The 24,601-nt window shown below is 65.4% G+C and carries 28 protein-coding genes; 8 read left to right on the top strand and 20 right to left on the bottom strand.

Annotated features, from left to right (window positions below; all coding sequences use genetic code 11):
- Position 1: 1 nt before the first annotated feature.
- The 4 genes from ACXJMY_RS27700 to ACXJMY_RS27715 form a co-directional block, all read right to left on the bottom strand.
- Positions 2–826, bottom strand: a complete 825-nt coding sequence (locus ACXJMY_RS27700) for an SDR family NAD(P)-dependent oxidoreductase (protein WP_456622568.1) — start codon at positions 824–826, stop codon at positions 2–4.
- Between the two features lie 18 nt (positions 827–844).
- A complete protein-coding gene (locus tag ACXJMY_RS27705; RefSeq protein ID WP_456622523.1) occupies positions 845–1,399 on the bottom strand; it encodes a cytochrome P460 family protein in 555 nt (184 codons plus the stop codon).
- Between the two features lie 72 nt (positions 1,400–1,471).
- Entirely contained in the window at positions 1,472–2,503 is a 1,032-nt protein-coding gene (locus tag ACXJMY_RS27710) for an alpha/beta fold hydrolase (protein WP_456622524.1), read from the bottom strand.
- Between the two features lie 33 nt (positions 2,504–2,536).
- Positions 2,537–2,956, bottom strand: coding sequence for an organic hydroperoxide resistance protein (locus ACXJMY_RS27715; RefSeq protein ID WP_456622525.1), 420 nt, complete (start codon positions 2,954–2,956; stop codon positions 2,537–2,539).
- 196 nt (positions 2,957–3,152) lie between these two features.
- Here ACXJMY_RS27715 and ACXJMY_RS27720 point away from each other — a divergent pair, with 196 nt between their 5' ends.
- Positions 3,153–6,008, top strand: a complete 2,856-nt coding sequence (locus ACXJMY_RS27720) for an ATP-binding protein (RefSeq protein ID WP_456622526.1) — start codon at positions 3,153–3,155, stop codon at positions 6,006–6,008.
- Between the two features lie 166 nt (positions 6,009–6,174).
- Here the strand turns inward: ACXJMY_RS27720 and ACXJMY_RS27725 are convergent, their stop codons facing one another.
- Positions 6,175–6,846: a response regulator gene (locus ACXJMY_RS27725; protein ID WP_456622527.1), complete on the bottom strand. Its 672-nt coding sequence runs from the start codon at positions 6,844–6,846 to the stop codon at positions 6,175–6,177.
- A gap of 342 nt (positions 6,847–7,188) precedes the next feature.
- Here ACXJMY_RS27725 and ACXJMY_RS27730 point away from each other — a divergent pair, with 342 nt between their 5' ends.
- Positions 7,189–8,814 carry an MFS transporter gene (locus ACXJMY_RS27730; protein WP_456622528.1) on the top strand — a complete coding sequence of 542 codons (1,626 nt, stop codon included), beginning with the start codon at positions 7,189–7,191 and terminating at the stop codon, positions 8,812–8,814.
- 167 nt (positions 8,815–8,981) lie between these two features.
- Here ACXJMY_RS27730 and ACXJMY_RS27735 read toward each other — a convergent pair whose 3' ends face one another.
- From ACXJMY_RS27735 to ACXJMY_RS27745, 3 genes are all read right to left on the bottom strand, one after another.
- A complete protein-coding gene (locus ACXJMY_RS27735) occupies positions 8,982–9,455 on the bottom strand; it encodes a secondary thiamine-phosphate synthase enzyme YjbQ (RefSeq protein WP_456622529.1) in 474 nt (157 codons plus the stop codon).
- A 150-nt stretch (positions 9,456–9,605) separates the two neighbouring features.
- Positions 9,606–10,127 (bottom strand): hypothetical protein, encoded by a 522-nt coding sequence (locus ACXJMY_RS27740; RefSeq protein WP_456622530.1) that lies wholly within the window; start codon positions 10,125–10,127, stop codon positions 9,606–9,608.
- A gap of 41 nt (positions 10,128–10,168) precedes the next feature.
- Complete coding sequence (locus ACXJMY_RS27745) at positions 10,169–10,579, bottom strand: hypothetical protein (RefSeq protein WP_456622570.1); 411 nt, start codon at positions 10,577–10,579, stop codon at positions 10,169–10,171.
- Here ACXJMY_RS27745 and ACXJMY_RS27750 point away from each other — a divergent pair.
- From ACXJMY_RS27750 to ACXJMY_RS27770, 5 genes are all read left to right on the top strand, one after another.
- The gene (locus ACXJMY_RS27750; protein WP_456622531.1) at positions 10,487–10,861 is read left to right on the top strand and encodes an AtpZ/AtpI family protein; all 375 of its coding nucleotides are present in this window, start codon (positions 10,487–10,489) and stop codon (positions 10,859–10,861) included. The genes ACXJMY_RS27745 and ACXJMY_RS27750 overlap by 93 nt on opposite strands.
- Before the next feature lie 108 nt (positions 10,862–10,969).
- Positions 10,970–11,719, top strand: a complete 750-nt coding sequence (locus ACXJMY_RS27755) for a F0F1 ATP synthase subunit A (protein WP_456622532.1) — start codon at positions 10,970–10,972, stop codon at positions 11,717–11,719.
- 53 nt (positions 11,720–11,772) lie between these two features.
- Positions 11,773–12,003, top strand: a complete 231-nt coding sequence (locus tag ACXJMY_RS27760) for a F0F1 ATP synthase subunit C (RefSeq protein WP_007599451.1) — start codon at positions 11,773–11,775, stop codon at positions 12,001–12,003.
- Between the two features lie 59 nt (positions 12,004–12,062).
- Positions 12,063–12,629, top strand: coding sequence for a F0F1 ATP synthase subunit B (locus tag ACXJMY_RS27765; RefSeq protein ID WP_456622533.1), 567 nt, complete (start codon positions 12,063–12,065; stop codon positions 12,627–12,629).
- A gap of 5 nt (positions 12,630–12,634) precedes the next feature.
- Entirely contained in the window at positions 12,635–13,120 is a 486-nt protein-coding gene (locus ACXJMY_RS27770; RefSeq protein ID WP_456622534.1) for a F0F1 ATP synthase subunit B family protein, read from the top strand.
- 237 nt (positions 13,121–13,357) lie between these two features.
- Here ACXJMY_RS27770 and ACXJMY_RS27775 read toward each other — a convergent pair whose 3' ends face one another.
- From ACXJMY_RS27775 to ACXJMY_RS27795, 5 genes are all read right to left on the bottom strand, one after another.
- The gene (locus tag ACXJMY_RS27775) at positions 13,358–14,011 is read right to left on the bottom strand and encodes a hypothetical protein (RefSeq protein WP_456622535.1); all 654 of its coding nucleotides are present in this window, start codon (positions 14,009–14,011) and stop codon (positions 13,358–13,360) included.
- A gap of 144 nt (positions 14,012–14,155) precedes the next feature.
- The gene (locus ACXJMY_RS27780; protein WP_456622536.1) at positions 14,156–14,743 is read right to left on the bottom strand and encodes a GNAT family N-acetyltransferase; all 588 of its coding nucleotides are present in this window, start codon (positions 14,741–14,743) and stop codon (positions 14,156–14,158) included.
- A 41-nt stretch (positions 14,744–14,784) separates the two neighbouring features.
- Entirely contained in the window at positions 14,785–16,074 is a 1,290-nt protein-coding gene (locus tag ACXJMY_RS27785) for a M16 family metallopeptidase (protein WP_456622537.1), read from the bottom strand.
- The gene (gene thrC, locus ACXJMY_RS27790) at positions 16,071–17,489 is read right to left on the bottom strand and encodes a threonine synthase (RefSeq protein WP_456622538.1); all 1,419 of its coding nucleotides are present in this window, start codon (positions 17,487–17,489) and stop codon (positions 16,071–16,073) included. The genes ACXJMY_RS27785 and thrC overlap by 4 nt, the downstream gene beginning before the upstream one ends.
- Positions 17,490–18,039: 550 nt before the next feature.
- A complete protein-coding gene (locus tag ACXJMY_RS27795) occupies positions 18,040–18,684 on the bottom strand; it encodes a response regulator transcription factor (RefSeq protein WP_008139927.1) in 645 nt (214 codons plus the stop codon).
- A gap of 86 nt (positions 18,685–18,770) precedes the next feature.
- Between ACXJMY_RS27795 and ACXJMY_RS27800 the strand changes: the two genes are divergently transcribed.
- Positions 18,771–20,111: an ATP-binding protein gene (locus ACXJMY_RS27800; protein ID WP_456622539.1), complete on the top strand. Its 1,341-nt coding sequence runs from the start codon at positions 18,771–18,773 to the stop codon at positions 20,109–20,111.
- Here ACXJMY_RS27800 and ACXJMY_RS27805 read toward each other — a convergent pair whose 3' ends face one another.
- From ACXJMY_RS27805 to ACXJMY_RS27835, 7 genes are all read right to left on the bottom strand, one after another.
- Positions 20,112–20,477, bottom strand: coding sequence for a nuclear transport factor 2 family protein (locus tag ACXJMY_RS27805; RefSeq protein ID WP_456622540.1), 366 nt, complete (start codon positions 20,475–20,477; stop codon positions 20,112–20,114).
- A 118-nt stretch (positions 20,478–20,595) separates the two neighbouring features.
- On the bottom strand, positions 20,596–21,348 hold the full coding sequence (locus ACXJMY_RS27810) for an SURF1 family protein (protein WP_456622541.1): 753 nt from the start codon (positions 21,346–21,348) through the stop codon (positions 20,596–20,598).
- On the bottom strand, positions 21,345–21,746 hold the full coding sequence (locus tag ACXJMY_RS27815; RefSeq protein WP_456622542.1) for a DUF983 domain-containing protein: 402 nt from the start codon (positions 21,744–21,746) through the stop codon (positions 21,345–21,347). Before ACXJMY_RS27815 ends, ACXJMY_RS27810 begins: the two co-directional genes overlap by 4 nt.
- Before the next feature lie 100 nt (positions 21,747–21,846).
- Positions 21,847–22,743 carry a cytochrome c oxidase subunit 3 gene (locus tag ACXJMY_RS27820; protein WP_456622543.1) on the bottom strand — a complete coding sequence of 299 codons (897 nt, stop codon included), beginning with the start codon at positions 22,741–22,743 and terminating at the stop codon, positions 21,847–21,849.
- 78 nt (positions 22,744–22,821) lie between these two features.
- On the bottom strand, positions 22,822–23,457 hold the full coding sequence (locus ACXJMY_RS27825) for a cytochrome c oxidase assembly protein (protein WP_456622544.1): 636 nt from the start codon (positions 23,455–23,457) through the stop codon (positions 22,822–22,824).
- Positions 23,458–23,462: 5 nt separating this feature from the next.
- Complete coding sequence (locus tag ACXJMY_RS27830; protein ID WP_456622545.1) at positions 23,463–23,639, bottom strand: CoxF protein; 177 nt, start codon at positions 23,637–23,639, stop codon at positions 23,463–23,465.
- Positions 23,636–24,580 (bottom strand): heme o synthase, encoded by a 945-nt coding sequence (locus ACXJMY_RS27835; protein ID WP_456622546.1) that lies wholly within the window; start codon positions 24,578–24,580, stop codon positions 23,636–23,638. Before ACXJMY_RS27835 ends, ACXJMY_RS27830 begins: the two co-directional genes overlap by 4 nt.
- Positions 24,581–24,601 lie beyond the last annotated feature (21 nt).

Genomic DNA, 24,601 nt, shown 5'->3' on the forward strand with positions numbered 1-24,601 from the left:
ATCAATAGTCGGTCGATACGCTGAGCGTCCGCCACCTCTCCAGCTCTTCGAGACGCTGCCGGTCCATCGCCGCGATGGCGTTGACGGCGTCGCTACCAAGCGCGATGCGCAGAGGCGGACGATCCATACCGACGAGCTTCAGCACGGCGACGGCGGCCTTGGCGGGATCGCCGGGCTGGCGGCCATCATAATCTCGCTGCATCCTGACGGCGGCGCCGACGACGGCGTCGTATTCCGCGCGGCCTTCATCTGCTTCACGTGCGGTTTGCGCAAAGCCCGTGCGGAAGCCGCCGGGCTCGACGATCGTCACATGCACGCCGATCAGCGCCATCTCGCGCGCCAGCGATTCCGAGAAACCTTCGATCCCCCACTTCGCCGCTGAATAGGCCGCGCGTGCGGGTGCGCCGATCCGTCCGCCGACCGACGAAAATTGCACGATGTGCCCACGATGCTGCCTGCGCAGCACGGGAATCGCCGCCTTCGTGACGATGATGGTTCCGAACAGATTGGCCTCGATCTGCCGCCGGAACGACTCCAGGCTCGTATCTTCGACTGACCCGAGGTCTCCGTAGCCGGCGTTGTTCACGACCACATCGATGCCGCCGAACGCCGCCACCGCGAGTGCTATGGCCGCCTGTGCCGCGCTCTCATTGGTGACGTCGAGCGTTGCGAGCCGCAGTCTTTCGCCGAAGCGTTCTCGCAACGGTTCGAGTTGACGGAGATCCCGGGCAGTCGCAACCACCTGGTCTCCCGCCGCGAGGGCTGCTTCCGTGATGGCGCGGCCAAGCCCGCGCGAGCTGCCGCTGATGAACCAGGTCTTCAAGATGACGGCCTCCGGAAGGTCTCAGGGCGCGAGCCGGGTGAAGACATAGTCACGGCCCTTGGCGCGGGCATCGTGGCAGGCAAAGCAGGTGCGATGCTGGGCCTCGTCGACGGGCTTGCCGTTGATGAAGCGGCCAAAACCCCAGCCGCCAGTTGAAGCATATTTTTTGGAGTCCTTGACCATCACCTGGACGGTGGTGGCGGCGCCCGGAATGGTCGCGGATGCGAACTCCGGTGATTGCTTCCGCTTCCAGGCGCGCTTGACGAGAATGGTGCCGTCCGGGAACGGCAGCTTTCCAGCCTGATAGGCGTCGATCGCGGTCTGGTTGCCGACGACGGCGCGAAGCTCGTCCAGAGGCGCCGCCTCCTCCGCCGGCGCAATCAGCTCCCATTGCTTGTAGCCGTTGGGAATGGTGACGCCGAAGATCGGCGACGCGTTCGCCGTCGCCGGCCCCTCCGCGAGCGCGATCGAGACCAGGTACGGCACGCAGGTCAGGACGGCGACGAGCAGCACCGCGGCCGGCACTATGACCGTGAGATAGAGGGATTTCTTCGAGTCAGGTTTGGTGGGCATCATGGCATTTCATCAAGCTGCGATCGCGGGTGGGCCTCGGTCCAACCTGGCTGGACCGAGGCATTGAAGGAATTCTCAGGCGCCGGCGTCGGCATCGATGACCGCCTTGGCAAAGACTTGTGGTGCTTCCTGAGGCAGGTTGTGGCCGATGCCACCCGTGATCAGGCGAAAGTCGTACCGACCGGAGAACTTCTTGGCATAGGCGCTGGGGTCCGGGTGCGGGGCGCCATTGGCATCGCCTTCCATCGTGATGGTCGGGACACCGATCATCGGAGCCGCGGCGAGCTTCTTTTCGAGCTCCTCGTATTTCGCTTCGCCCTGGGCAAGCCCGAGCCGCCAACGGTAATTGTGGATCGTGATCGCGACATGATCCTTGTTGTCGAGCGCCGCCGCGCTGCGGTCGAAAGTGGCGTCGTCGAACTTCCACTGCGGCGAAGCGAGCTTCCAGATCAGCTTCGCGAAATCGTGCGTGTACTTCTCGTAGCCGGCGCGGCCGCGCTCGGTCGCGAAATAGAACTGGTACCACCATTGCAACTCGGCCGACGGCGGCAACGGCATGTTGCCGGCGGCCTGGCTGGAGATGAGATAGCCGCTGACCGACACCAGCGCGCGGCAACGCTCCGGCCACAGCGCGGCGATGATGTCGGCGGTGCGCGCGCCCCAGTCGAAGCCGGCGACGACCGCCGTCTTGATGTTGAGCGCATCCATCAGTGCGATGATGTCGACGGCCATCGCGGCCGGCTCGCCGTTGCGCAGCGTCTCGCCGGAGAGGAAGCGCGTCGTGCCGTAGCCGCGCAAATAGGGGATGATCACGCGATAGCCGGCCTGCGCCAGGATCGGCGCGACATCAACGAAGGCGTGAATGTCGTAGGGCCAGCCGTGCAGCAGGATCGCGACGGGGCCGTTCGAGGGACCAGCTTCCGCATAGCCGACATTGAGGACGCCGGCGTCGATCTGCTTGATCGGACCGAAGGACGCATGGGTTGCCGACGATCGCGTCGCGTCCGTTTCGGCGCGGGCGAGGCCGATCACGCCGAGACCGGCCGCGACGGTTCCCGCGGCGACGCCAAAAAACTTGCGGCGATGCTGGTCGATGATTTGCTTCATGGTGTTGCTACCTTGCTGGTGGTTGGTGGTGCGTCAGATCAGCGCGACCGTGACGTCGATGTTGCCTCGGACGGCCTTGGAATAAGCGCAAGTCTGGTGCGCCTCATCGATGATGCCGCGCGCGATCTCGCGATCGAGGCCCGGCAGGCTGACATTGAGGCGCGCCATGAGCGAATAAGCGCCCTCGTCGAGCACAAGATCGATCTCAGCATCGATCGCGCATTTCCTCGGAAGGTCGATCTTCCGCTTGCGGGCCGCGATCTCCATGGCGCCTTCGAAGCAGGCGGACCAACCGGCCGCGAACAATTGCTCGGGATTGGTGCCGATGCCCGCGGCGCCCGGCGGCGAGAGCCTCACGTCGAGGCGGCCGTCGGAGCTGCGCGACATGCCGTCCTGCCGCCCGCCGGCGGTGTGGGTGCGGGCCGTGTAGAGCAGTTTTACCGTTGCGCTCATGAATATCTCCTTGCCGTCGCGCAATTGCCTATCAGCCGCCGCCGCCGTACACCCGTTTGGTTTTGTAAGAAGTTGTGAGACCGGCGCGGAACCCGCGATTGCGAGGCCTGCATCCAGTTTCTGATCACGATGCAATGCCCCATCTTGCCGGATCGCGGTTCGCTGGCTATCCGGTTCCCAAATGGACAGACTCGCCATGACTGAACCGGCCGGGCCCACGGCAGGAACGCTATCGTTCGGGCCATTCACCGTGACGCCGCAGGAAAGGCTCGTGATGCGAGATGGTATCGCGCTGCCGCTCGGCGCCAGGAGCTTCGACACGCTGATCGCATTGATGTCGCGGCCGAACGAGGTCGTCGGCAAGTCGGAGCTGATGGCGTTGGTCTGGCCCGGCATGATCGTGGAAGAAGCCAATCTGCGCTTTCACATCGCAGCGCTTCGGAAAGCGCTGGGCGACGGCAAGGACGGCGCCCGCTACATCGCGACGCTGTCAGGCCGCGGCTATTGCTTCGTGGCGCCGATCTCGCAGAGCGGTCTTCCGACAGAACGGCGTCCGGCACCGCAGCTGGAATTGCCGCCCGTCAAGCTGCCGAACCGGCTGCAGCGGATGGTGGGGCGAGCCGATGCGATCGCCACCGTGTCGGACCAGCTCCTCGCCTCACGCTTCGTCACGATCGTCGGCCCGGGCGGCGTCGGCAAGACGGCAATTGCCGTGGCGATCGCCCACGACCTGCTCGAGACGTTCGCCGACGTCGCACACTTCGTGGATCTTGCCGCGCTCAGCGATCCCGATCTCGTGATCACCTCGATCCTGCTGATGCTCGGCCTGCCGGCGCAGACCGACGATCCGATGCCCGCCTTGCTTGCGCACCTGCACGACAAGAAGCTGCTGCTGATCCTGGACAATTGCGAGCACGTCGTCGCAGCAGCCGCGCCTCTGGCCGCGGAGATATTTCGGGCCGCGCCGCAGGTCCATATCCTGGCCACCAGCCGCGAAGCCCTGCGCGTCGAGGGCGAGCAGGTCTATCGATTGGCGCCGCTGGCCGTTCCGCCCGATGGTCCGGGGCTGACGGCTGCGGCCGCGCGGACCTATCCCGCGCTGGAGCTTTTTCTCGAACGTGCGAGAGCCGGCGGCGCGCAGATCGCGCTCGACGATGCCAACGCCGCCATCGCCGCGGGCATCTGCCGCAAGCTCGACGGCATGGCCCTGGCGATCGAGCTCGCCGCCGGCCGGGTCGAGGCCTATGGCCTGAAGCAGACCGCAGCGCTGCTGGATGAGCGCCTCAACCTGCTCTGGCAGGGTCAGCGCACCGCGCCGCCGCGGCAGAAGACGTTGCAGGCGACGCTGGACTGGAGCTACGGGCTCCTGTCCGACCTCGAACGCCTCGTACTGCGCAGGCTCGCGGTTTTCGCCGGGCACTTCACCATCGACGCCGCGCTCGAGGTCGTGCCGGACGAACGCGTCGATCGCGCCCGGCTGTTCGATGCCATCGACAGCCTCGTCGCCAAGTCGATGGTGGCGCCGCGGCCGGTCGGCGCCATGATGCGCTACCGCCTGCTGGATACGACGCGCGCCTATCTGCTCGAGATCGAGCGAGACGAAACCGCGCTCGCCGCCCGCCACGCCACCTACTACCGGCAATGGCTGGAACAGGCCGGCACGACATGGGCGACGGTGCCGAGCGCCGACGAGCGCGCCGTCCATTTCTCCGCGCTTCACAATGTGCGCGCCGCACTGGACTGGAGTTTTGGAGGCAGCGGCGATACCGGCATCGGCATAGCGCTCGCCGTAGCGGCGGCGCCGATCTTTCTCGCGATGTCGCTGCTGATCGAATGCCGGCGCTGGTCGGAACGGGCGCTGCTTGCGATCGATCCGTCCGCGCGCGGAAGCGCCGAGGAAATGCACCTGCAGGCCGCTCTCGGACTGACTTTGATGTTCACCCGCGGCGGCAGCGAGGCCGCACGCGGCGCCCTGACCAGGAGCCTTGCGATCGCCGAGACGCGCGGCGACGCGCCGAACCAGCTCCAGCTGCTCGGCCGGATGCACATCTTCCACGAGCGCATCGGACAGTTCGACGCGGCGCTCCGCTATGCGCAGCAGAGCCTCGTCGTCGCCGAAGCGCTGGGCGACCCTGCCTCCATTGCGCTCGCTTATTCACTGCTGGGCGTCTCGCTGCATCTGGGCGGGGAACACCGCGATGCGCTGAAGATGCTGGAACTCGCCTGGCAGGGGCCGGGAACGGAACACATCAGCACGCTCTACGGCTTCGATCATCGCAACCGGGCCGGCATCTCACTGGCGCGAGAACTATGGTTGCAGGGCCGGCCTTCGCATGCGCGGCAACTGGCGCAGCAGACGGTCACCGATGCCGCGCAGATGGATCATCCGATCACGCTCTGCATCGCATTGATCTGGGCGGTCTCGATCGATCTCTGGAGCGGAGACCTCGACGGCGCGGAAGAGAACATCGATCGATTCATCGCGCATGCGGAGTCGCGTTCGATGGGCCCTTATCTGGCAGTCGGAAGAGGCGTCAAAGGCGAACTGGCGATCCGGCGTGGCGACGCCGCGGGCGGCGTCGCCACGATAAGGCGTTGTCTCCAGGAACTCCATGACGCGGGCTATGAGCTGCTCACCACCACGTTCAACATCGCGCTGGTCCAGGGCCTGCTGGCCCTCGATCAGGTCGAGCAGAGCGCGCGATTGATCGACGATGCGATCCGTCTCGTCGCGCAGAGCGGCGATCATTTGTACATGCCGGAGCTGTTGCGGATGAAAGGCAGAGTTCTGTTGTCGCTGCCAGAACCCAAGGCTGAGCAAGCAGAAGCCCACTTCATGCAGTCATTGGGTTTGAGCCGCCGCAAAGGCGCAAAAGCGTGGGAACTGCGGGCCGCGATCGAACTCGCCGGGCTCCTTGCCGAACGCGGCCGGCACGAGCAAGCGATACGAATGATTCAATCTGCTCTTGAGGGCTTTGCTGAAGATTCCGATACGGCGGATATTAGGGGCGCCAACGAACTGCGACGGACATTATCAACTCCRTCATCCTGAGGCGCGAGTGGCGCGATGCAAATGCAWCGCGCCGGGAGCCTCGAAGGATGAACGGCCGAGGTGCCAGCCGGGCCGTTCATCCTTCGAGGCCTCCGCTACGCTCCGGCACCTCCAGCGACAAAGGCTTCGCCTTTGCGCGGGGATGACGGGGTTGATCGCCTGGCTCTCACCCCGTCGGCGTGCCCTGCTTCCACTGGCCGCCGGCGATCCTGGCGGCCGCGATCACCGCCTGCGTCCGGCTCTCGACGCCGAGCTTTTGCAGGATGGCCGAGACATGCGCCTTGATGGTGGCCTCGGAGACGCCGAGCTCGTAGGCGATTTGCTTGTTGAGGAGGCCCTCCGACAGCATCATCAGGACCCGCACCTGCTGCGGGGTCAGCGTCACCAGGCGGTCGCGCAGACGCGTCATGTCGGGGTCGGCGGCGGCCGACAGATCGGTGTCGGCGGGAACCCAGACATCCCCCTCCATGACCTTGAGGATGGCATCGCGCAACGTCTCGACGCCGAAGCGCTTCGGAATGAAGCCGGAGGCGCCGAAATCGAGCGAGCGCCGGATCGTGGCGCTGTCGTCGGAGGCCGAGACGATCACCACCGGGATCGCCGGGTATTGCGCGCGCAGATAGATCAGGCCGGAAAAGCCGGAGATGCCGGGCATCGAAAGGTCGAGCAGGACCAGGTCAACGTCGGACGTCTGTTCCAAGAGCTTGGTCAGATCCTCGAACGAGCCGGCCTCATCGATCTTTGCCGAGGTCAGGACGCCCGCCACCGCTTGCCGAAGCGCGTCGCGGAACAGCGGATGGTCATCGGCAATGACGAGATGGGTCGAAGGAGCGTTCATCGTTCTCTTGCTGTCGTTCGCGCCAGGCCGGCGAGTCCGGGCCGCGGTAGCCAATTCTTCCCCGAGCGGCCGTGGCATGCAAGTGCACATTATCCCTTTGCTGCAAAGGGGTTAATCCGGAGGCCTCCGCGACCGCACCCTGGCGCCGGATACCGCACCGTCAGGTGCGCGTCAGTGCGCAAGGCCGAAAGTCGTATTGGGGCGGGTTTCACGCCGATGTTACCTTGCGGGCAAGACCTGGGTCGATCCGGCATATCCGGACGTCCGGGGCGCGAGGAAACGCATTTCGGGGAGCGACTCAATATGTCGACAATGGCTGTGTCTCAAGCAGGCGCGGGAGGGATGACGAAGGACGAACGGTTCGTCATTCTCGCCTCCTCGCTCGGTACCGTCTTCGAGTGGTACGATTTTTACCTCTACGGCTCGCTGGCCAGCATCATCGGCGCGCAGTTCTTCTCGGCCTATCCGCCGGCAACCCGCGACATCTTCGCGCTGCTGGCGTTCGCCGCGGGCTTCCTGGTGCGCCCGTTCGGCGCGATCGTGTTCGGCCGCATCGGCGACATCGTCGGCCGCAAATACACCTTCCTCGTCACCATTCTGATCATGGGTCTTTCGACCTTCATCGTCGGCCTGCTGCCCAACGCCGCGACGATCGGCATCGCGGCCCCGATCATCCTGATCGCGCTGCGTCTCGCCCAGGGCCTCGCGCTCGGCGGCGAGTATGGCGGTGCGGCGACCTACGTCGCCGAGCACGCGCCGAACGGCAAGCGCGGCTACTACACCTCCTTCATCCAGACCACGGCAACGCTGGGCCTGTTCCTGTCGCTGCTGGTGATCCTGTTCACCCGCTCGGCGATCGGCGAAGCCGACTTCGCGGCCTGGGGCTGGCGCATCCCGTTCCTGGTCTCGGTGCTGCTGCTCGGCATCTCGGTCTGGATCCGGCTCCGCCTTAACGAATCGCCGATCTTCCAGAAGATGAAGGACGAGGGGAAGAGCTCGAAGGCGCCGCTGACCGAAGCCTTCGGCAACTGGCAGAACGGCAAGCTCGTGCTGCTGGCGCTGCTCGGCGGCGTGATGGGCCAGGGCGTGGTCTGGTACACCGGCCAGTTCTACGCGCTGTTCTTCCTGCAATCGATCCTGAAGGTCGACGGCTACACCGCCAACCTCCTGATCGCCTGGTCGCTGCTGCTCGGCACTGGCTTCTTCATCGTGTTCGGCGTGCTCTCCGACAAGATCGGCCGCAAGCCGATCATCCTCGGCGGCTGCCTGATCGCGGCACTGACCTTCTTCCCGATCTTCAAGATGATCACCTCCAACGCCAACCCGGCGCTGGAAAAGGCCATCGAACAGGCCAAGGTCGAGGTGGTGGCCGATCCCGCGGGTTGCGGCGATTTGTTCAACCCGGTCGGTACCCGCGTCTTCACCGCGCCTTGCGACACCGCACGCGCCTTCCTCGCCCAGTCGTCGGTCAAGTACTCGACGGCATCGGGTGCGGCCGGCTCCGGCGTGAAGGTGATGGTCAACGGCAAGGAAGTTGCCTACGCCAACGCCAAGGACAGCAATCCGGCGGTGCTCGCCGCCGTGCAGGCCGCCGGCTATCCGAAGACCGGCGACGCTGGCATCGTGAAGATGGCGCATCCGTTCGACATCTTCCGTCCGCAGGTGGCCGCGACCATCGGACTGCTGTTCATCCTGGTGATCTTCGTCACCATGGTGTACGGCCCGATCGCCGCGATGCTGGTCGAATTGTTCCCGACCCGCATCCGCTACACCTCGATGTCGCTGCCCTACCACATCGGCAACGGCTGGTTCGGCGGCCTGCTGCCCGCGACCGCCTTCGCGATCGTGGCCTCGACCGGCGATATCTATGCGGGTCTCTGGTATCCGGTCATCTTCGCGTCGATTACCGTCGTGATCGGCTTCTTCTTCCTGCCCGAGACCAAGGACGTCGACATCAAGGCGACCTGATCGAACGCAGGGATCGACCAACACCAACCGGCCGCGGCTCTCCGCGGCCGGTTTTGTTTTTTGCGGCGAGAGCTTCGGTTCTGATTGGAAACAGAACCGAAGCTCTCGATTCTTGTTTTGACGCGTTTTCTTTACGCGAACCGGTATCCACTTCGCTCGAAAACGCTCTATTGATTGCCGCCGATGAACTGAAGCACGACCTCGCGCCGGTGCGGACGGGCGCGGTGCTCGATCAGATAGATCCCCTGCCAGGTGCCGAGCGCGAGCGTGCCGTTCAGCACGGGCACGTGCAGCGAGGTCTGCGTCAGCATCGTCTTGATATGCGCCGGCATGTCGTCCGGCCCCTCGGTGTCATGAATCCAGCCGGCATTTTCAGGTGCGAGCCGCGCCAGCGCGGTGGTGAGATCGACGAGCACCGAGGGATCGGCGTTCTCCTGGATCGTCAGCGAGGCCGAGGTATGGCGGATGAACAGCGTCAAGGCGCCGTCGCGCGCGCGGGCCTCATCGACGAATTTCGCGACTTCAGCGGTGAGATCGGTGAAGCCACGCCCCGGCGTCTGCACGGTGAGCAGTGACGATGTAACGGTGGTGGCCTGCACCGTCGATGGTGCCGAGCGTGACAGCGATCTGCCGGACGTCATCAAAGCTCTCGATGTGTCGTCCTGGCGAAAGCCAGGACCCATTATCCCAAATGCGCGTGAGGGCGAAAGGTGGCGACGCGCACCGAGAAAAACAGGGGGCCGCGGCGTACGGGTCCTGACTTTCGCCAGGACGACACGAGAGGCCCCCTCTCAGATCTTTCCCGACACGTCCTTCTGGACGCGGTTGGCCATGTCGATCAGCCGCCGCCAGGCCTTTTCCAGGAACGACATCACGCGGTCGACGTCCTGGTCGCTCGGCAGCGGAATCTCGATCTTACGGTCGCCGTCCGCAACCTTCGGCTCAGGCTTCTTCAATGAATCCGATTTCGGCAGTGCCTCGTCGACCTTGCCCGATACGGTCGGTCCGGCCGCGAGCTGGCCCTTCAACTTCTCCACCTCGGCCTGGAGCCTGCCGATCTCGGCATCGAATGCGGCGCGCTCGTCGGGCACCGCGTAGCAGGCCCAGCCGGCGCCGTTCTTGGTACAGGTCGACATCGTGCCGGTGCGGGTATCAAGCCGCAGCACGCCCTCGGGAATGGGCGTCATGGAGTAGCGGCCGTTGTCGCTGTCAGGCGCGGATTGCGCGGCAACGAGGCCGCCGCTGATGACCATCACCGCGGCAAGCGGGGCCACCGCAAGCCATGATGTCGTGAATAACGTCGCTGGTCTCATCGCACTCTCCGCCACGACGCATCTGCGGCTTTGTTGCAATTCTACACCCGGGCGGGCCAATCCGCCGCCAAAAACGCGCCCGGGAAATCAACGATCGCGGCACTCGCTTTGATCCCGGCAGCACGGCGAAATGTCGGCCGCCTCGGCGGATCATGAGGAGAGCTGCTGCGGTGCGGCGTCACGCTGTGTGCAGCGCTTGCGCGCGCGGCGATATCGTCAATTAAATCAACAGCATAATAGAACACGACGCGATCGTGACTTGGCTTGACTTGATTATGAGCGGTCAGTATGGTCCGCGCGGCTTTTGAGGGTGGCGGGCGTAATTTCCATTCAGCCGCGGCGTTTCGGGTCTTCGTTGCATGACACAGGGCACGGGGCACGGCGAGAATGGGGATCGCGATAAATCGTCCGAGGAAGCTGCGCTTTCCGAACGGCTCGGAAATCTTGATCAACGTTTGTCCGAACTTCGCGACCGACGGATCAAGACCGAGCAACCCGCAGGTGACGGTGAAGACAGAGCGGCCAGAGCCTCGGCGATGGCGCTTGGTTTCCGGTTATCCTCCGAGTTGGTCGCCGGGGTCGTCGTCGGAGCGGGGATTGGCTGGGGTTTCGACCGCTTGCTGTCGACGTCGCCTTTCGGGTTTATCGTGTTCCTGCTGCTGGGCTTCGTGGCCGGCGTGGTGAACGTGGTGAGAACGGCGGGCGCGGGTCAGAACAAGCGCAGTGGTTCGTAGCCGCCCCGGCTGGAGGAATTCTTCGTACCGGCCTCGCCGGTACGGGCCGGCCCGGCCGGCAGACCGAGACCAGCCGGCTCGTCCGGCAGACCAAGAGATGCCGCGCTGATGAAAATCGACCCGATCCACCAGTTCAACATCGAGCCTCTCTTCACGATCGGCCATATCGGCAATCAGACGATCGCCTTCACCAATTCATCGCTCTACATGCTGGTGGCGGTGGCGGTGATTTCGATCCTGATGCTCGCCAGCGGCACGCAGCTGGTTCCCGGACGCCTGCAGTCGGTCGCCGAAATCTCCTACGAGTTCGTGGCTTCGACCATCCGTTCGACCGCCGGCGCGGAAGGCATGAAGTTCTTCCCGCTGATCTTCTCGCTGTTCATGTTCATCTGCGTCTCGAATCTGGTCGGCATCATCCCCTACACCTTCACGATCTCGAGCCATCTGATCGTCACTGCGGCGCTCGCGCTCCTGGTCTTCTTTACCGTCCTGATCTACGGCCTCTACAAGAACGGCCTGAAATTCTTCAAGATCTTCGTTCCCCACGGCGTCCCCATCTACATCCTGCCGCTGGTCATGTTCATCGAGATCCTGTCGTTCTTCCTGCGGCCGGTCTCGCACAGCGTCCGTCTGTTCGCCAACATGCTGGCCGGACACATCGCGCTGAAGGTGTTCGCGGGTTTCGTCGCCATGCTGGGCTTCTCGCTCGGCGCCATTGGCTGGATCGGCGGCGTGCTGCCGCTGGCACTCACGGTCGCGCTGACCTCGCTCGAGCTCCTGGTCGCGTTCCTTCAGGCCTATGTGTTCGCGATCCTGACCTGCATCTACCTCAACGACGCCATTCATCCGGGACACTGAGCGGTCCGGGGAATTTCCACCCACAACCCAATCTTTCTTCCAAGGAGTCAAAAATGGATCCGGCAGCAGCAAAACTTATCGGCGCGGGCATCGCGTGCATCGGCATGGGCGGTGCGGGCGTCGGCGTCGGCGTGATCTTCGGCAACTACCTCGCCGCAGCCGTTCGCAACCCCTCGGCCGCTCAGGGCCAGTTCGGCAACCTGATCTTCGGCTTCGCCGTGACCGAAGCGCTCGGCATCTTCTCGCTGCTGATCGCGCTGCTGCTGCTGTTCGTTCCGCTCTGAGGACGTGTTTCGCGCCGCTTCAACCGAAGCGGCGCGCATGACAGCAACAGGAGTACTCCATGGCTGAAAGTCATGGCGGCGCAAAAGGTCCGGCGGCGGGCGCCCACACCGAGGCTGACGGTGGTCACCACGGTGGCGGCTTTCCGCCGTTCGAGAGCAGCACCTTTGCTTCGCAACTGGTGTCGCTCGCGATCTTCTTCGTCGTGCTTTACGTGATCGTGTCCAAACTCGCCCTGCCGCGCATCGGCGGTGCGATCGAGGCGCGTCAGAACAAGATCGAGGGCGACCTCGCCGAAGCGCAGAAGCTGAAGGACCAGTCCGACGCGGCGCTGAAGGCCTATGAAGGCGAGCTCGCTGCGGCGCGCACGCGGGCGCAGGCGATCGGCAACGAGACCCGCGACAAGCTGAATGCGCAGGCGGAAGCCGAACGCAAGACGCTGGAAGAGCAGTTGGCGACCAAGCTCGCGGGGGCGGAAAAGACCATCGCCGCGACGCGGACGGCCGCCATGAGCAACGTCCGCGGCATCGCGGCCGATGCGGCAGGCCAGATCGTGCAGCAGCTCACGGGCGTCGTTCCGGACGCGGCGTCGGTCAATGCGGCCGTTGACGCGTCCTTGAAGGGTTAGTCGATATGTTCTTCGAACCTGAATTTTGGGTCGCCGTCGCGTTCGTGATCCTGATGGTCGTGTTCGCCTATCTCGGCATCCACAAGACCGTGCTGACGACGCTCGATCATCGCGCCGCCCGCATCAAGGCCGAGCTCGACGACGCGACGCGTCTCAAGCAGGAGGCGGCCAAGGTGCTCGCCGACTACAAGGCGCGCAGCGCCACGGCCGAACGCGAGGCCGCCGACATCATCGCCAACGCAAGGTCCGAAGCCGAGCGCATCGCGACCGAGGCCAAGGCGAAGATGGAAGATTTCGTCGCCCGCCGCACCAAGACCGCGGAGGGCAAGATCGCGCTCGCCGAGGCCCAGGCCGTCGCCGACGTCCGTGCCGCAGCCGCGGAAGCCGCCGTCCAGGCCGCCTCCACCATCCTGTCGCAGTCGGTCAAGGGCCAGGTCGCCGACGACCTGCTCGCCAAGGGCATCACCGAGGTCCGGCAGAAGCTGAACTGAGGACGAACGCCTCACCAATCAAAAAGCCGGCGCGATGAGCGCCGGCTTTTTTGTTTGTCGAGTGCTGTCCCTACAAACACGACGTCATCACCCGCGAAGAAGGCGGGTGATCCAGTACTCCGAGACGGTTGTGATGAATCGATAGGCCACGGCGTACTGGATGCCCCGCCGGAGCCTGTCATCGGGCTCGCCGAAGGCGAGACCCGGTGGCGGGGCATGACGGCTTTCTTTCCGCCCCTACTTCTTCTTCGCCCGCGCCTTCGGCTCCGGCGACAGCGCCTGCGGGTCGAAACCGACATAGAAGATGTAGGTATCGGCGACCGCGGCCGAGGGCATCGGGTAGACCAGATCCTCGGCGACGAAGGTGAAGGGCACGCTGCCGCCCTCGGACATCTCGACCGTGGTCCGGTAGGCCTTCGAGGCGATCACCTTCTCGCCGACGCCGCCCTGCACCACGGCGACGCGCAGCGGAACGTCGACGGAGGTCGGCGCGCCGGCGGGGCCTGCAATGACGCGGCCCTGAATGCCGATTCGGGCCGTGATCTCGCTTCCGTTACGGACGCACTCGCGCGCCATCTTGGTGATCGTGGCCTGGAAGCGGACATCATTTCCGACCGCCTGCTTGCCGTTGGCGCCGACCGCGAAGGTGGACGCCCCGGCGCGCACCGTGACCTGGGGGCAATCGACGTCGTCGTCGGCCGCCGGCTGGCCGGGCGCAGGCGCCGGCTTGCTCTGGGCCGGCTCGTCGGACTTGCCGCCGAACAGGTTCTTGAAGCGGTCGGTCAGTGACTGCGCGGCGACCGGCGAGACCGTCGCACACGAGACCGACAGCGCCAGTGCGATCACCGGACCTCGCCGCAGCGCATTCCGCAATGATCGAAGCTCCTTCATGAACACCTGTACTCCGTGAACAACGTCCCGGCACAATCGCCGGCTGGTTCCGCGTTATATCGCCAAAATCGGCGAACCCAAGGCAGGAACTAGAATGGCAGGAACGAGAAGGCAGGAACTAGAAGGGCTCCCGGAGGGGTCCGCTCAGCCGCGGAAATCCTCATGCAGCAGGCCGAACAGCAGGTGGTCCTGCCAGACCCCGTTGATGCAGAGATAGCGGCGCGCCAGCCCCTCGCGGGAGAAGCCGCACTTCTCCAGCACCCGGATCGAGGGCGCATTGGTCGGGATGCAGGCGGCCTCGACCCGGTGCAAATTGAGCTCGCCGAACAGCGTCGGCAGCAGCACCCGCAGGGCGGCGGTCATGTAGCCGCGATGGGCATGGGGCTGCCCGATCCAGTAGCCGATGGTGCCGGCCTGCACGATGCCGCGCCGGACATTGGCCAGCGTGATGCCGCCGACCATGGCGCCGTCGAGCTCCCGGAAGACCAGGAAGGGATAGGAGCGGTCCGCGGCGATGTCCTCGGAGTAGCGGCGCAGGCGGCGGCGGAAGCCGGAGCGGGTGAGATCGTCCGACGGCCAGATCGGCTCCCAGGGCGTGAGGTAGTCGCGGCTGGTCTCGCGCAGATTGGCCCATTGCAGGAAGTCCGACATCTGCGGCGCGCGCAGCAACAACCCGTTACCGCGCGGCGCGAGGGCGGCGGGTCCACTGGAAGGCAGGCGAAAGAGGGCCATGGTGATGCTTCCCGAAGCGGGGCGCAGCCCGTGTGCGGCTCCTAGTGCAGCCGCGCCTTGGCACGCGCCCGGGTCAATCCTTCCGCAAAAGACACCGCCGTGTCCAGACCCCTGCCACTGCCTAATGCGACAACTGCAGGGCGGCTCCGCGAAAGCAGTGCACGCGCGGCATCCCGGGTCGATTCGACGCTGACGGCGTCGATCCGGGCCACCAGCTCCTCCACCGTCTGGGGTCGCCCATAGGCCAGCACGTGCCGGGCAAGCTGCTCGGCGCGCGACGAGCAGCTCTCCAGGGCCATCAGGAGACCGGCCTTCATCTGCGCCTTGGCGCGCGCGATCTCGGCCTCGGTCAGCGTCTCCACCGAATCATTCATGATGTCGATGACGACTTCCATCATCTCGGGGGCGTCGGCGGGATCGGTGCCGGTGTAGAGGCCGAAGAAGCCGGTATCGGTATAGGGCGCGTGGAAGCTGTAGATCGAATAGCAGAGGCCGCGCTTCTCGCGCACCTCCTGGAACAGCCGCGACGACATCCCGCCGCCGAGGATGTTGGTGAAGACCTGGAGCGAAAACAGCGACAGATCGGTCTGCGGCACGCCTTCCAGCGCCAGCGTCAGATGTGCCTGCTCGAGCTCGCGATGCACCACCTTGGTGCCGCCCTGGCCGAACTGCGCGGCCTGCGGCTTCGGGCCCGGCGTCGCCTCGAAGCTCGCAAAGCGCTTCTCGACCTCGGCGACGACCTGCTTGTGATCGACCGCACCTGCGGCCGCCACCACCATGTCGGGTCCGCGATAATGCGTCGACAGATAGCCGCGCAGCATGTCGCGGCTGAAGCCGCGCAGCGTCTTCGCGGTGCCGAGCAGCGAGCGGCCCATCGGCTGGTCGGGATAGCAGAGCTCGTTGAGATGCTCGAACACGACGTCGTCGGGCGTGTCCTGCGCAGCACCGATCTCCTGCACGATGACGTTCTTCTCGCGCTCCAGCTCGTCGGGCTCGAAGGCGGGATTGGTCAGGATGTCGGCGAGCACGTCGAGTGCGAGCGGCACGTCGGCCTTCAGCACCCGCGCATAATAGGACGTCGTCTCGGTCGAGGTGCCGGCATTGAGGTCGCCGCCGACCGCCTCGATCTCCTCGACGATCTCGCGCGAGGAGCGCCGCGTCGTTCCCTTGAACGCCATGTGCTCGAGCAGATGCGAGATGCCGTGCTCGTTCGGCTTCTCGTCACGGCCGCCGACGCCGGCCCAGACGCCGAGCGCAGCGGTCTCGACGTGAGGCATCTGGTCGGTGACGACGGTCAGGCCGGAGGCAAGCTTGGAGATCTCGACGCTCATCCGGCAACTCCCTGTTTTGCGGCACGGCTGACCGACAGCGCGAACCGCTCGACCTCGGCCTGATCGTTCTTCATCACCTTCATGTGTTCGGATTTGGTCATCAGACCGTCGAGCCAGGCCGGCAGTTGCGGCCGCTGGCCGCAGGCCGCCTCCACCGCGTCCGGGAATTTGGCCGGATGGGCGGTCGAGAGCACGATGTTGGGCACGGTCGTATCGGTGGTGTCGCGATCGGCGACCGCGAGCGCCACCGCGGTGTGGGGATCGACGAGCTCGCCGGCCTCGCGCCAGGCGGCGCGAATCGCGGCCGCGGTCTCGGTTTCGTCGGCACGCCCGGCGTCGAATTCCTCGCGGATCGCCGCCAGCATCGCGTCCGGCAGCACGAAGCGCCCGGACTGCTTCAGCGAGTCCATCAGACGGCGCACGCCGGCCGCATCACGCCGGCCGGCCTCGAACAACAGCCGCTCGAAATTCGAGGAGATCTGGATATCCATCGAGGGCGACGCCGTCGCGTGCACCTCGCGCACCTCGTAGATCCCGGTCTTGAGCGTGCGGGCGAGGATGTCGTTGACGTTGGCGGCGATGCGCAGGGTGCGTACCGGCAGGCCCATGCGCTTGGCGACGTAGCCGGCAAAGATGTCGCCGAAATTGCCGGTCGGCACGATGAAATCCACCGCGCGCGCGGGCGCGCCGGCGGCAACCGCTGACGTGAAATAGTAGACCACTTGCGCGACGATGCGCGCCCAGTTGATGGAGTTGACGCCGGAGAGCGCCGTCGCATCGCGGAAGCGATGGTTGTTGAACATCCCCTTCACGAGCGCCTGGCAGTCGTCGAAATTGCCTTCGATGGCGAGCGCGTGGACATTGGCCGCGCCCGCCGTCGTCATCATCCGCCGCTGCACCTCGGAGATGCGGCCGTGCGGAAACAGCACGATGAGGTCGACATTCTCCAGACCCGCGAATGCCTCGACCGCGGCGCCGCCGGTGTCGCCGGAGGTCGCGACCACGATGGTGGTGCGCTGGCCGCGCTTGGCGAGCACATGGTCCATCAGCCGCGAGATCAGCTGCATCGCGACGTCCTTGAAGGCGAGAGTCGGACCGTGGAACAGCTCCAGCACGAACTGGTGCGGCGACATCTGGCGCAGCGGCACCACGGCCGGATGGCGGAAGGTGGCATAGGCCTCGTTCGCCATGCGGCCGAGGTCGGCGTCGGAGATCTCACCGCCGGCGAAGGGCCGGATGATGTCGACGGCAACCTCCCAATAGGGGCGGCCGAAGAAGCCGGCGATCGTCTCGGCCGAAAGCTGCGGCCAGGTCGCCGGCACATACAGGCCGCCGTCGCGGGCAAGCCCGGTCAGCATCACGTCGCAGAAGCCGAGTTCGGGGGCCTCGCCCCGGGTCGAGATATAACGAGTCAAACTGCCCTCCAAAGGCCGGCCGCGCCTGAGATCAGGCCGTAAGCCTTTGATTTAACGATGCTCCTGGGTTCGTAGCCAGGGGCTTTGCGGCACCATAGAGTGTTTTGCGGCATCGGGAAACCGCTTCCCCGTCCAGGCTCATCCGACGAAAAAGGGCTGCGGCGATGCCGCAGCCCTTCTCTTGGAAGGTCTGTCGTTGATGTGTGCAGACCGGTTTGCCTCGTGCCGGGTCGCCTACCCGTTGAATAGCTCGCGCAAGCTTTCGTCGCCTGTCATCGTGCCGTCAAGAGCCAAAACGGTGGACGCCGCGCAAATGTTCCTATTTTTCCCGAGGCGTCATGGCCGCAAATGGCTGCCGCATGCAGATCATTGCAGGACATTGCCGTTCTTTCCTGATTTGTCGCAGCGGGCCAGGAACGAACGCCGCTCGGCTCCATTGTGTCGGCGGAAGGCGTCCGCTGTCGGCCACACATTGCCCGGCCGCATGGCGGCACCGGTCCGCCGGCCGAACCGGCTGCATCCTGGAGCAGCCGGTTCGGTCGCTGACGGGTCAATTCATCCCGATTTCCACGGCGATCCGGATCAGGTCGGAATGGTTCTTGGCGCCGAGCTTCTGCTTGAGCAGGGACGTCGTGTTGGCGACCGTCTTGTAGGAGATGCCGAGCGCCTCGGCGACCTCGACGATCTTGTCGCCGCGTCCGAGCAGGCGGAGAATCTCGAGCTCCCGCGGTGTCATCTGCGAGGCCGGATTGGCCTTGATCGCGGCGCCCGAAAACGTCACGGCCTCCGCGAGCTGCGGCGAGATGAAATTGTCGCCCGCGACCACCTTGCGCACCGCTTTCAGCAGGATCCTGGGATCGTCGCCCTTGGAGACGTAGCCCTGCGCCCCCAGCTCGACCGCCCGCACCACGAAGGCCGGATCGTCGTTCATGCTGAACATGATGATCTTGGCGTCGGGATCGTCCTTGCGGATCCGCCGCATCAGCTCGAAGCCGGAGACGTCAGGCAGGCTGATGTCGATCACGGTGACGTCGGGCCGCTTGCTGATATAGGCGCGATGCCCGGATTTGGCGTCGGTCGCCTCGTCGATGCGGATCGAATGGTCGGACGCGAACAGCGTGCGGCAACCGGACAGCACCACGGGATGGTCGTCGACGATCAGGACCCTGGTCGCCGGCTTGGCAGTATCTTGCATCGCGCGCTCTCTTGTTTTTCGACTCATAGACCGGCGGGAACAAATGGAAAGAGAAAATCCCGCCGATGCGCGTTAGAATTGACCTAATGTGGCAACGACTCTCGTTCAGGACGCAACTGTTTCTTCCGCTCGGCGTGAGTTTCATGGCTGCGCTGATCATGGGCGGCGTGCTGCTCCAGGGCTTTGCAACGGGACAATTGGCCGACGAGAACGAACCCGGCCGCCGCGCGACCAGAACCGTGGCCGCCGCTCTCAACAACACCCTGCGTGTCTCTGACAATCCGCGGCAGACGCTCGAGGCTTTCGTCCGTTCCCTGGATACCTCCCCCGATATCCAGTTCCTGTCCGAGGAAGCAAGTCCCGCGCCGTCCTCGCGGGACGGCCGGCGCAACCTGCATGGTGTGCCACAATGGTTCATCAACCTCCTCACGATTCCGGACATGGGCGCCGCGTCGCCGGTGGTGATCGAGGGCAGGCGTGTCGGCGATATCGTGTTCCAGCCTGATCTGTCGGCCGACCTGTTCGAGAAATGGATCGGCTTTCTCGCGTTGACCAGCCTCGTCGCCGTGCTGACGGTGCTCACGGGGACCATCGCCCACGTCGTCGCCGGCTCGGCGCTGCGTCCCCTGCAAGATCTCGCCGACGGCCTGACGCGGCTTCGGCGCGGCGATTATGCCAGGCCGATCCCGGTCGGGGGACCGCCGGAGATCCGGAAAAGCTGCGAGGAGGCCAATGCGCTGGCCGCAACGCTCGCGCAATTGAGCCGGGACAATCGCGACCTGATGCACCGCCTGGTGTCGCTCCAGGACGACGAGCGGCGCGATCTCGCCCGCGAGCTGCACGATGAACTCGGCCCGCTGCTGTTCAGCATCCGCGCCGGCACGATCGCCCTGGTCGAGGCCTCTCCCGCGGCAGGAAATCCCGGCAATTCAGCGCAGGGGGTGCTGCAATCGGTCGAGGCGCTGCAACAGACCAACCGCCGCATCCTCGACCGGCTGCGGCCGCTCTACATCGAGGAATTGGGGTTGGAGACCAGCATAGGGACGCTGCTCCAGAACTTTCGCAAGCAGGCGCCGCATGTCGGCCTGACGGCGGCGATCAATCCGGCTCTCAACCGCGTCGACGGACCGCTGGCACAGACCGTCTATCGCGTGATCCAGGAAGCGCTGACCAACGTGTTGCGCCACGCCGGCGCGAGCAATGTCGAGGTGCAGGCAGCCATGGCCGGCGACGCACTCGTCATCGAGATCTCCGACGACGGCGGCGGCTTTCCCGCCGACAATGTGTTCGGCCGCGGCCTGACCGGCATGCATGAACGCGTGCGCGCGCTCAGCGGATCGTTGTCACTCCTGCGCGCGGACCAACGAACCTATGTACGCTGCCGCCTGCCGCTCGGACCGACGCGAGACGCGCCGGCATCGGGCTAGCTAGCACGCGCCACAATCGTGCGAGCTCTGCCGCGCAGGCCCGCACAGCGTGCTGTCGATCTTGCCCTCCGGGCTGAAGCGAAACGAGGCGCGGATGCGCAGTGAGCCTGCGACGGAATATTCGAGATCGATGCCGTGCGGTTCGGGATTGATCTCCTCCAGGCCAAACCCTGCCGACGAGAACGTGCTGAGCCGCGGGCCCCAATAGGTCTCGAGCTCGCGTCGTCCGCGATAGCTCCGCGTGCCGTTGCATGTGCATTCGACCTGCGCGTCGTCCGCATAGAGGTCGAGCAGCGTCGCAAGGTCGCCCTTCCGGCAGGCATCCACCCAGTCGACGACAATTCCCATCTGATCGAAGTCGCTCACGCCGCAACCCTGTCTGCCGCGGAAAAATTCGAAGCGGCTCAGGACCACACTCGTGAATGTGCGCTGAATAATAAAGCCCGGACGATTCCGGGCTCCCTCCGGAAACCTACGGGCAAATTCAACCCGGCCGCCGTCCCCTCACCCAGACGCCGAAGGCGACCAGCACGGCGCCTGCGAGCGTGAACCAGGTGATGGCGTATTGCAGGTGATCGTCCTTCAGATGCACGTCGAGCGGCCCCGGTCGGGGAATGCCGTTCTCGGGCACCGGCCGCTCCAGGTCGATGTAGAACGGCGCGACCGCGCCCCAGCCGAGCGCGCCGGCGATCGCCAGATGATCGCGCGCGAACCACAGCCGCTTGTCGCGGTTCTCGGCCGGCGTCAGCCAGCCCGGCGCCTCGGGGAAGCGCAGATAGCCGGTGAGCGCGACCGGTGCGCCGGTGACGAGCTTCTTCACCGCGCGATCCTCGACGCTGCGATCCTGCATCGTGTTCTCGACGAATCCGGCATCGATCACGACCATCTCGCCGCTCGCAAGGCGCGCGGGCAGGAACGCCCAGGTGCCCGGGCCCGAGGCATCCTTGCGGACCGCGGAGCCGGGGGAATACACCATCGCATCCGGCATCGGGGCATACGTCGCGCTGAAGCTGACGCGGCGGAATTCGTCGTGCGCGGCATTCAGCGCGGCCCATTGCGCCGGCGGCGGCAGCACGACCGGCGCGTCGGCAAGACGCTCGGTGAGGGCCGCGATCAATTCGTGCTTGGCGAGGCGTCGCTGCAATTGCCAGGCGCCGAGCGCGACGAAGACCGCGATCAGGAGCAGCGTGAACAGCGCGAAGCCGGCCACGCGAGGCTTGCGCGCGGTCTCGTTCATTTCGCGCGGTCGACCAACCGGCCCGGCGCCGCCTTGTGGTGGAATTGCAGCGCGATCAGCAGCGACTTCATGGCCCGCAGCGGCAACAGCGTGGTGGCGAGAATCAACGGAAACCAGAGCACCGCATGCAGCCAGAACGGCGGCTGGTACTTGACCTCGACCACGAGCGCGCAGCCGACCACGATCGCGCCGGCCAGCATGATGATGAAGATCGCCGGCCCGTCGCCGGAATCGATGAAGGCGTAGTCGAGCCCGCAATGCTCGCAGGCCGGAGCAAGCGTCAGGAAGCCCGCATAGAGCTTGCCCTGGCCGCAGCGCGGGCATTTGCAGGCGAGCCCGCGCAGCGCGCTTTGCAGGACGGTCGTTGCGGGCTCGGATGTACCGGCGGTCTCGTTCATGATGGCGGAGTCTAGCACAGTTTCTGCCGAAACCCTCTGATGGCCGGCCAGCAAAAAGGGCGGCCCTGCGGCCGCCCTCTGCCGATCGAATCGTCGCTGCTCAGTGCGCGCCGTGGGCCATGCTCTCGGCGCCGTGTCCCCAGACATAGATGGCGAGGAACAGGAACAGCCACACCACGTCGACGAAGTGCCAGTACCAGGCGGCGAACTCGAAGCCGAGGTGCTGCGTCGGCGTGAAGTGGCCGGCATAGGCGCGCGCCAGGCACACGATCAGGAAGATGGTGCCGACCAGCACATGGAAGCCATGGAAGCCGGTCGCCATGAAGAAGGTCGCACCGTAGACGTTGCCGGCGAACGAGAACGCCGCGTGGCTGTACTCATAGGCCTGCACGCAGGTGAAGAGCGCGCCCAGGATCACGGTCAGGATCAGCCCGTATTTCAGACCCTTGCGGTCGCCCTCGAGCAGCGCGTGATGCGCCCAGGTCACCGTGGTGCCGGAGGTGAGCAGGATCAGCGTGTTCAGGAGCGGCAGATGCCAGGGATCGAAGGTCTCGATGCCGTGCGGCGGCCAGGTGCCCGGCACGCTGCACGCGCCGGCCTGGGTGCCGAGGCCGCAGCCGAACACCGCATCGCGGGTGGCGTGGACGGCGTCGGCCGGGAACAGCGCCGCGTTGAAATAGGCCCAGAACCAGGCGACGAAGAACATCACCTCGGAGGCGATGAACAGGATCATGCCGTAGCGGTGATGCAGCTGCACCACGCGGGTGTGGTCGCCCTTGTACTGGGCTTCCCTGATCACATCGGCCCACCAGCTCGCCATGGTGTAGATCACGCCGACGGTGCCGACGCCGAAGATGATCGGCGCGGCCGAGATCATGTGGTGCATCCAGGTGATCGCGCCGACCGCCATGATGAAGGCCGAAATCGAGCCGACCACCGGCCACGGAGAGGGATCGACCAGGTGATAGTCGTGATGCTTGGTATGCGCCGTAGCCATTGCCGTCTCTCTCCTCAATCCCGTGCCTGTCCGGCACTTATCCCCTTGTTCCAACCCCCCGCGGCGTGAGCCCGGCGATCAGAGATTTCCCTTGCGTTTGTCATCCGCGCTGGCCGCGAGCGGCTTCACCACCGGATCGCGCACCGGATAGAACGTGTAGGACAGCGTGATGGTGCTCAGCCCGTCGTTCTCGTGATCGTCGGCGATCGACGGATCGACGTAGAACACCACCGGCATCTCCCGCTTCTCGCCCGGCGCCATGGTCTGCTCGGTGAAGCAGAAGCAGTTGATCTTCTGGAAATAGGAGCCGACCGTCAGCGGCGCGACGTTGTAGGCGGCCTGCCCTGCGGTGGTGCGCGCGGCCTGGTTGGTCACGGTGTAAAAGACGGTGGTGACCTGGCCGATATTGACCTCGATCTCGTTCTGCTCCGGCTCGAACTTCCAGGGCAGGCCGGGCGCGACGTTGGAATCGAAGCGCACCGAGATCTTTCGCGCGATCGGCCCGGTCGCTGGCGCGGAGGTCGCGACCTGGGTGGTGCCGTTGAAGCCGGTGGCGCGGCAGAACCAGTTGTAGAACGGCACCGCCGCGTAGGAGGCGCCGACCATCAGCGCGACCACGGCGCCGCAGATCGAGGCGACCAGCACGTCGCGGCCAAGGCCCCTGACACGGCCCCTGTGGTCCTGATCTCGCGATATGGTGGGCTCTCGATCCATCTTCCCTACATCGGCCGAACTAGCACGGCCGGTCCCTTGACCATGGTGACGGCGAAGAACAGCAGGACGAGCACGCCGAGCGCGAGTGCGATCGCAATCGAGCGCTGACGGCGGCTCCTCTTCTGAGCCTCGGTGAGGACGATTCCATCTGGCTCAGGTTTGTCGGCCATCCCCGCGATCATGCGCCCCCTACCATCGGGGCAAGCGCCCGGAACACGACCTCGGCCAGCAGGGTCGCAAACAGCGCGAACAGATAAAGGATGGAGAAGGCAAACAGCTTGCGGGTTGCGCGCAGCGATTCGCTGCGCTCGCGGCGCATATAGACGTTGATGGCGAGCACCAGCATGCCGGCGCCGAGGATCAGCGACACGATACCGTAGATGGCGTCGAAATAGCCGAGCGCCCAGGGGGCTGCGGCCACCGCGATCAGCACGATGGTGTAGAGCAGGATCTGCAGGCGCGTCGCGTCGGGACCGGCGACGTTGGGCAGCATCGGAATGCCGGCGCGGGCGTAGTCGTCGGAGCGGAACAGCGCGAGCGCCCAGAAGTGCGGCGGGGTCCAGAAGAAGATGATGGCGAACAGCAGCAGCGGCTCGACGTCGACCGTGCCGGTCACCGACGCCCACGCCACCACCGGCGGCAGCGCGCCGGCGGCGCCGCCGATCACGATGTTCTGCGCGGTCCAGCGCTTCAGCAGAAGCGTGTAGATCACGACGTAGAAGAAGATGGTGAAGGCGAGCAGCGCGCCGGCGATCCAGTTGACGAGGATGCCGAGCGTCATCACCGAGAAGAAGGCGAGCGTCATGCCGAAGGTCATCGCCTCGGGCCGGGTGATGCGGCCACGCGGAATCGGCCGGTTCGCCGTGCGCGACATCTTTGCGTCGATATCGCCTTCGAGCGCCATGTTGAGCGCACCGGAGGCGCCGGCACCGACGGCAATGCAGAGCAGCGAGGTGATGGCCAGCACCGGGTGGAAATGCCCGGGCGCCATCGCCATTCCGACCAGCGCGGTGAAGATCACCAGCGACATCACCCGCGGCTTCAGGAGCGCGATGTAGTCGCCAACCTCCGCTTCGGAGATGCGGGGATTGAGATCGACGGCGTTGTGGTCGAGGACGGACACTTAATTTGACTCGCTTTGTTG

This window comes from Bradyrhizobium sp. P5_C12, from assembly GCF_054049735.1.

Bases quoted from the DNA above. Each gene is read 5' to 3' on its own strand.
- ACXJMY_RS27815 (WP_456622542.1), bottom strand. From the start codon at position 21,746: ATGAACGAGACCGCCGGTACATCCGAGCCCGCAACGACCGTCCTGCAA.
- ACXJMY_RS27760 (WP_007599451.1), top strand. From the start codon at position 11,773: ATGGATCCGGCAGCAGCAAAACTTATCGGCGCGGGCATCGCGTGCATC.
- ACXJMY_RS27830 (WP_456622545.1), bottom strand. From the start codon at position 23,639: ATGATCGCGGGGATGGCCGACAAACCTGAGCCAGATGGAATCGTCCTC.
- ACXJMY_RS27735 (WP_456622529.1), bottom strand. From the start codon at position 9,455: ATGACGTCCGGCAGATCGCTGTCACGCTCGGCACCATCGACGGTGCAG.
- ACXJMY_RS27765 (WP_456622533.1), top strand. From the start codon at position 12,063: ATGGCTGAAAGTCATGGCGGCGCAAAAGGTCCGGCGGCGGGCGCCCAC.
- ACXJMY_RS27785 (WP_456622537.1), bottom strand. From the start codon at position 16,074: ATGAGCGTCGAGATCTCCAAGCTTGCCTCCGGCCTGACCGTCGTCACC.
- ACXJMY_RS27750 (WP_456622531.1), top strand. From the start codon at position 10,487: ATGACACAGGGCACGGGGCACGGCGAGAATGGGGATCGCGATAAATCG.
- ACXJMY_RS27725 (WP_456622527.1), bottom strand. From the start codon at position 6,846: ATGAACGCTCCTTCGACCCATCTCGTCATTGCCGATGACCATCCGCTG.
- ACXJMY_RS27810 (WP_456622541.1), bottom strand. From the start codon at position 21,348: ATGAACGAGACCGCGCGCAAGCCTCGCGTGGCCGGCTTCGCGCTGTTC.
- ACXJMY_RS27710 (WP_456622524.1), bottom strand. From the start codon at position 2,503: ATGAAGCAAATCATCGACCAGCATCGCCGCAAGTTTTTTGGCGTCGCC.
- ACXJMY_RS27770 (WP_456622534.1), top strand. From the start codon at position 12,635: ATGTTCTTCGAACCTGAATTTTGGGTCGCCGTCGCGTTCGTGATCCTG.
- ACXJMY_RS27755 (WP_456622532.1), top strand. From the start codon at position 10,970: ATGAAAATCGACCCGATCCACCAGTTCAACATCGAGCCTCTCTTCACG.
- ACXJMY_RS27800 (WP_456622539.1), top strand. From the start codon at position 18,771: ATGTGGCAACGACTCTCGTTCAGGACGCAACTGTTTCTTCCGCTCGGC.
- ACXJMY_RS27775 (WP_456622535.1), bottom strand. From the start codon at position 14,011: ATGAAGGAGCTTCGATCATTGCGGAATGCGCTGCGGCGAGGTCCGGTG.
- ACXJMY_RS27730 (WP_456622528.1), top strand. From the start codon at position 7,189: ATGACGAAGGACGAACGGTTCGTCATTCTCGCCTCCTCGCTCGGTACC.
- ACXJMY_RS27780 (WP_456622536.1), bottom strand. From the start codon at position 14,743: ATGGCCCTCTTTCGCCTGCCTTCCAGTGGACCCGCCGCCCTCGCGCCG.
- ACXJMY_RS27715 (WP_456622525.1), bottom strand. From the start codon at position 2,956: ATGAGCGCAACGGTAAAACTGCTCTACACGGCCCGCACCCACACCGCC.
- ACXJMY_RS27740 (WP_456622530.1), bottom strand. From the start codon at position 10,127: ATGAGACCAGCGACGTTATTCACGACATCATGGCTTGCGGTGGCCCCG.
- ACXJMY_RS27795 (WP_008139927.1), bottom strand. From the start codon at position 18,684: ATGCAAGATACTGCCAAGCCGGCGACCAGGGTCCTGATCGTCGACGAC.
- ACXJMY_RS27825 (WP_456622544.1), bottom strand. From the start codon at position 23,457: ATGGATCGAGAGCCCACCATATCGCGAGATCAGGACCACAGGGGCCGT.
- ACXJMY_RS27820 (WP_456622543.1), bottom strand. From the start codon at position 22,743: ATGGCTACGGCGCATACCAAGCATCACGACTATCACCTGGTCGATCCC.
- ACXJMY_RS27705 (WP_456622523.1), bottom strand. From the start codon at position 1,399: ATGATGCCCACCAAACCTGACTCGAAGAAATCCCTCTATCTCACGGTC.